Raw genomic sequence first — 5,019 nt, forward strand, 5'->3', positions numbered from 1 at the left:
CACCGCTCGGCTGATTGCTGCCCTGATCGACGCCTACCGATTTCACCGTTGGCGAGGCAACCCCAAGACTCCCAAAGTAACTCTTGAGGTCGGACGTGTTGTACCCTCCGCCGAGTTCGATGATGCCGACGCATTCGCCCTTGCCGTCGCTTTGCGGAAACTGATACAACGATGCGAGCTGCAGCGGCGTAAAGGACACCTGATGCCCCTTGGCCGGCTGGAACGGCGGCCGGATGCGAAAGTGCGGCCGCGCCTGAGGCCGGTTATCGAGGCCGAGCACGGCCTCCACGATGCCGTGCAGATCGTCCGGCACGCTGATCGTGCCGGTGCGGCCACGGAACTGGCCCGCGCTGTGATGCTGGTAGTGTTCCAGTTTCACGCCGAAGGCGGTCTGAAACTGTGCGATCGTGCCGCTCAACAACATCTGGCGCGCCGCGGGATCCTCCCGGACCACCGTCAAGCCGTGTGCGGTGGCAAAGGCTTTGACCTTGGCGATGTCTTCCGGCGCGGCGCCGTAATCTTTGGCGAATACCTCGCGCGAAAGGGGTTTGACGCTCGGGTCGCCCGCCTCGATCTTGCTCATCAATGCGTTGAACTGCGCCTGCTGCTGCCGGCGCAGCATCACGAAAACCTCGATCCGTTCCGCCGGATCGCATTGCCCGATAACTTTCGAACCTTGCTCTACCGTGCGCTCGCTGCCCGGCAGGGTTTGTCTATTGACCATGGTGTCGATTCTCCTGTTAGCGTGATGGTGCGAGCCGCGAGCTAGACCCCAGGCACGGCAAGCACCTGCACGAACTCACCGCCGCGCGAACCGCGGTGGCGGGTTGTTTCAAGGACTGCGCCAAATCGTCCGACCCATGCATTCGAACACAGTTCCGGTGCGGGCGGCAGTTGTCCGAATGGCTAACGCCTGGCTGGATCAATGCGCATCGCACTGCGCCCGCGCTATGATGCTGATGCGGCAATCCAGCCGTTGCAGCGCCTCGCGCGCCACCCGCGCGCACGATCGGAGAATCAGAGGAACCCATGTCAATTTCGATGTATCAAGCCTCATTGCCCGTGCTGGTGCGCGGCATGATCAACCTGCAAGTCATTCTCGGCAAGGCCCAGGCGCACGCTGCCGAAAAACAGATCGACCCGTCCGTGTTCACGAATGCCCGGCTCGCGCCGGACATGCTGCCGCTGGTGCGCCAGGTCTATATCGTGAGCGATACGGCGAAGGGCTGCGCCGCGCGTCTGGCCGGCGTCGAAGCACCGAAGTTCGACGACGTCGAGCAGACCTTCGACGAACTCCATGCCCGCCTTCAGAAGACGATTGATTATCTGAAGGAATTCAATGCGCAACAGATCGACGGTTCGGAAGAACGTGAGATCACGCTGAAAATGCGCAGCGGCCCGATCGAATTCACGGGGCTGTCGTATCTGCTCGGTTTCGTGCTGCCGAACTTCTATTTTCACGTTACGACGGCGTATGACATTCTGCGTCACAACGGCGTAGAACTCGGCAAGCTCGACTATCTGGGTGGTATCAAGTAAGCACGACGGGCATCAAACGCGCGGCTGGAACGCGATGATCGCCATGCCCGCCAGAGTGAACGCCACGCCGGCCGCATCCCACAGCGTGGGGCGCACTTTGTCGACGCACCATAGCCACGCGATAGCCACCGCCACATACACACCGCCGTAAGCCGCGTATACACGGCCCGCGGCGGTGCCATGCAGCGTCAGCAGCCAGGCGAACAAGGCGAGGCTGAGCGCGCCGGGCACCAGCAGCCAGACCGAGCCGCCCTCCTTGATCCAACGCCAGGGCAAGTAGCAGCCGACAATCTCGGCAACGGCGGTCGCGGTATAAAGCAGAAAAGTTTTCATCGAAGATGGAAGCGAGTGGTTGTGTTGCCGCGCGACTGCGCGCAGCAGTCTATCGGATTTATTAACACAATCACTTTGCGCGCGGGCATGACGCATGCGAGAGTCGTCGCACCTGCCCCCTATTGCCCGCCCTGTCATGAGTATCGCGTCCCCCTGTATCGACATCTGCAAGTTCGACGATAAAACCGGCCTTTGCATCGGCTGTCTGCGCACTCGCGACGAATGTAAAAGCTGGAAAAAGATGAAAGACAAGCATCGCCGGAAAATCATCGAGGATCGCTCGCGCCGGGAGCATAAATTGCGTAAGTGAGCAGCGGCGCCGGATCATCGGAACGATTCGGCGGCGTGATTCAAGCGACCAACCCGACTCGCCATCGTCACCGCCGCACGTCAGTCCAGCGAGAGCCGCAACGCGAAGCCGATCAACGCCGCGGAGAACGTCCACCGCTGCAGTGTCTGCGCGAGCGGATGAGCCCGCATCCAGCCGGCGATACGCGCCGCGCCGATCGCGTACATGGCGTCGAAACACATGCCGGTGGCGAGCAGCACCAGACCGAGTTCGACCATCTGCAGCGCAACCGGTCCGGCCTCAGGACGCACGAACTGTGGCAGCAGCACCGAGCAGAACAGCAGCGCTTTCGGGTTCAACAGATTGGTCAGCAAGCCCTTGACGAAGGCGGCACGCAAAGGCCGCGACTCGATATCCACCGCACCGCCCTCAGGCAATGCGAACACAGGTGAGCGGAAGATCTGGATGCCGACCCACGCCAGATAAACCGCGCCGCCGTAACGCACCACGTCGTATAGCCAGGGCGCGCTGCGCAACAGCGCCGCCACGCCGCATGCCGACAGCGTGACGTGCGTCGCACGCGCCACGCCCAACCCGCCGGCCGCCGCGAAGCCACTGCGCATGCCGCGTCCGATACTGGTCTGTAAAACCAGCGCCATGTCTGGGCCCGGCACGGCATAAACCACCAGCAACGCAGCGACATAGACGACCAGAAGGTGTGCGGAAAGCATAGAAGCCTCTTATTTTTAAGGGTTCTATTTTGCTATCGTCGGCGGAGGGTTTATTGGCGAATTGCAGGGCATGATTGCTTCATTCATGGAGGAATGCGCTAATATTCCACGCCCGAGTCATGTTTTCCGCTAACACGCGGAAGCGCCCAAGTCAGCGCCCCAAACTCATGTCAACCGACCTCGATAAAACCGATCGCGCGATCCTCGCCGCGTTACAGAACGACGGCCGCATGTCGAATGCACGCCTGGCCGAAATGGTCGGCCTGAGCGAGACACCCTGCGCGCGCCGCCTGAAGCGCCTCGAGAACGACGGCTATATCGACCAGTACCGCGCGATGCTTTCGCGCTCCGCCCTCGGCCTCGGCGTGGTCGCGTTCGTCTACGTGCGTTTTGCCGTGCACGACCGCGCGGTGGCAACCCGTTTCGAGCGCGAGGTGCAGGCAATCCCGCGAATTCTGACGTGTCACAACGTGTCGGGCAGCGCCGACTACATCCTGCAAGTGGTCGCGCGCGATCTCGACGACTACGGCACGTTCATGCGCGACGAAATGCGCAGCCTGCCTGGCGTGACGTCGGTGGAATCGGCGTTGTCCCTGCGGGAGGTGAAGGCTAACGGCGGGCTGCCGCTGTCCTGAACGCGGACGTGGCATAGTCACGCATTTCATACGGCGCGAGCCGACCAGACGAGCACGGAGTTTTCATGGATCACGAAAAGGCAAGAGCCGAAGAATCAGCCGCGATGGAGCGCGTATTAACCGCAACCAAACGGGTCCAGGCAGCCTTCGCGTCGCTGCAATCGCAATTTCCGCCGGCCGGCACCGGCCAGCCTTCGCAGTTCGCGCTGCAAACCTTCGACGCTGCGTTGCAGGAACTCGAAGACGCCCAAGCCGCATTCGACGAATTGCTCGGCGAGCTGCTTGACGGCAATCGTTGAGCGGCATAGCTGTTTGCCTCACTGCATAGCCGCTGCGTAGGACGCGAGCGGCGGCCGTTTTCAGGTTCCATCGAGGCGGGTTCGCGTGTTTGGGAGGGCCATCCGGGCTTGACCGTTAGTTGCGTATCAACCCGTTGGATCTGGCATCTCCACGACACCGGATCATCCATCCTCCCTGCCCCGTCCTGAGTGTTTCAACGCGCTACCGCGGCCCGAAACGCGCCGAATCACCCACTCCGCCTACTCAGAAAACGATATTGGTCTGCAACCCGACAATCGCCTCGTTACCGACGCGCTGAGACGGATTGCCCGGATCCGGAATACCGCCCGCTGGCCGGAACACATACTGAAAGTCCGCATGCCACTGCCACCACGGCGCGACCTGGTACTGGTAGGTCGCCTCGACGACAGTCTCGGCGCTGCGCGACGGATAGCCCGGCGCCGTCAGCGAGGCGGTATCGCTTGCGAGCCCTTGAGCATGCGAGCCGATCTTCGCGTAGCCGACGGCCAATCCGGCTATGTCGTTGTCGCGCCCTTTGAACGGCGCTTTGAGCGTCACGCCTGCGTTCACACCCAGGTCCACCAGATTGCGATCGCCCGGCGCGCCCATGACTCTCGCGAAAACGCCCACCGACTGCGGGCTATTGCCGCCCCCTTGCCAGACCGTCTGATCGGCAACTGCGTAGAAGCTGTAATCGCCTCGGTGGCTCGCTGGCACGCCGTTGCTGGCCGGGTTCGCCAGCGACAAACCGGCACTGTCGAAACGCTGGTCCGCGAAATTTTGCGTGTTGTACCAGAAGCCCAGCTTGTAAGTGCCAGGCAGACCGGTTGCGGGCGTACTCGAGGAATTCGCCGCAATCTGGTTGATTGCGTACTGCACCTCGCCGATGAACAACGCGCCGCCGCGCAGATTGAAATTCGTGCCTTGGCGGTTCTGTTGCTGTGGATCGCCTGTATCGCTGCCCGCCGGACTGCCGTCGAAGACACCGGCCATCACGGTCCATGCATCCGAAGGTCTGACGCGCAATCGCACGCCCCGTGACGACAGCGGATAAGCAGGACCGCCCGCCGGCATGTCGACCGACGGCAATACGGACCAGCCGAAGGTCGCGTTGATGAACGGCGTCGCGAACTGGCTCACCATGAATTCCTGGTCGAGACTCTGTTGCCCGACTTTCACGTCCACTTTTCCA

Annotated in this window: 8 protein-coding genes; 4 read left to right on the forward strand and 4 right to left on the reverse strand. The window is 61.9% G+C overall.

What is annotated here, in order from left to right:
* The coding region (locus tag QOC89_RS15555; RefSeq protein WP_323045822.1) for a protease pro-enzyme activation domain-containing protein at positions 1 to 724 on the reverse strand (724 nt) is incomplete at its 3' end.
* Between the two features lie 305 nt (positions 725 to 1,029).
* On the opposite strand from QOC89_RS15555, the gene QOC89_RS15560 reads away from it, so the two are divergent.
* Positions 1,030 to 1,539, forward strand: coding sequence for a DUF1993 domain-containing protein (locus QOC89_RS15560; protein ID WP_323045823.1), 510 nt, complete (start codon positions 1,030 to 1,032; stop codon positions 1,537 to 1,539).
* Between the two features lie 12 nt (positions 1,540 to 1,551).
* Here the strand turns inward: QOC89_RS15560 and QOC89_RS15565 are convergent, their stop codons facing one another.
* A complete protein-coding gene (locus tag QOC89_RS15565; protein ID WP_323045824.1) occupies positions 1,552 to 1,872 on the reverse strand; it encodes a YnfA family protein in 321 nt (106 codons plus the stop codon).
* Between the two features lie 136 nt (positions 1,873 to 2,008).
* Here QOC89_RS15565 and QOC89_RS15570 point away from each other — a divergent pair, with 136 nt between their 5' ends.
* On the forward strand, positions 2,009 to 2,182 hold the full coding sequence (locus tag QOC89_RS15570) for a DUF1289 domain-containing protein (RefSeq protein ID WP_323045829.1): 174 nt from the start codon (positions 2,009 to 2,011) through the stop codon (positions 2,180 to 2,182).
* Positions 2,183 to 2,262: 80 nt separating this feature from the next.
* On the opposite strand, the gene QOC89_RS15575 is transcribed toward QOC89_RS15570, so the two are convergent.
* Positions 2,263 to 2,892: a LysE family translocator gene (locus tag QOC89_RS15575; RefSeq protein ID WP_323045825.1), complete on the reverse strand. Its 630-nt coding sequence runs from the start codon at positions 2,890 to 2,892 to the stop codon at positions 2,263 to 2,265.
* Between the two features lie 167 nt (positions 2,893 to 3,059).
* Between QOC89_RS15575 and QOC89_RS15580 the strand changes: the two genes are divergently transcribed.
* Together QOC89_RS15580 and QOC89_RS15585 are read left to right on the forward strand one after the other, a co-directional pair.
* A complete protein-coding gene (locus QOC89_RS15580) occupies positions 3,060 to 3,527 on the forward strand; it encodes an Lrp/AsnC family transcriptional regulator (RefSeq protein ID WP_323045826.1) in 468 nt (155 codons plus the stop codon).
* Positions 3,528 to 3,592: 65 nt separating this feature from the next.
* A complete protein-coding gene (locus QOC89_RS15585; RefSeq protein ID WP_323045827.1) occupies positions 3,593 to 3,826 on the forward strand; it encodes a hypothetical protein in 234 nt (77 codons plus the stop codon).
* Positions 3,827 to 4,070: 244 nt separating this feature from the next.
* On the opposite strand, the gene QOC89_RS15590 is transcribed toward QOC89_RS15585, so the two are convergent.
* Positions 4,071 to 5,019: carbohydrate porin (locus QOC89_RS15590; protein WP_323045828.1), on the reverse strand; the 949-nt coding region annotated here is incomplete at its 5' end.

It is taken from the genome of Paraburkholderia sp., from assembly GCF_034668105.1.
Lineage (GTDB): Bacteria > Pseudomonadota > Gammaproteobacteria > Burkholderiales > Burkholderiaceae > Paraburkholderia.

Bases quoted from the DNA above. Each gene is read 5' to 3' on its own strand.
- QOC89_RS15560 (WP_323045823.1), top strand. From the start codon at position 1,030: ATGTCAATTTCGATGTATCAAGCCTCATTGCCCGTGCTGGTGCGCGGC.
- QOC89_RS15565 (WP_323045824.1), bottom strand. From the start codon at position 1,872: ATGAAAACTTTTCTGCTTTATACCGCGACCGCCGTTGCCGAGATTGTC.
- QOC89_RS15570 (WP_323045829.1), top strand. From the start codon at position 2,009: ATGAGTATCGCGTCCCCCTGTATCGACATCTGCAAGTTCGACGATAAA.
- QOC89_RS15575 (WP_323045825.1), bottom strand. From the start codon at position 2,892: ATGCTTTCCGCACACCTTCTGGTCGTCTATGTCGCTGCGTTGCTGGTG.
- QOC89_RS15580 (WP_323045826.1), top strand. From the start codon at position 3,060: ATGTCAACCGACCTCGATAAAACCGATCGCGCGATCCTCGCCGCGTTA.
- QOC89_RS15585 (WP_323045827.1), top strand. From the start codon at position 3,593: ATGGATCACGAAAAGGCAAGAGCCGAAGAATCAGCCGCGATGGAGCGC.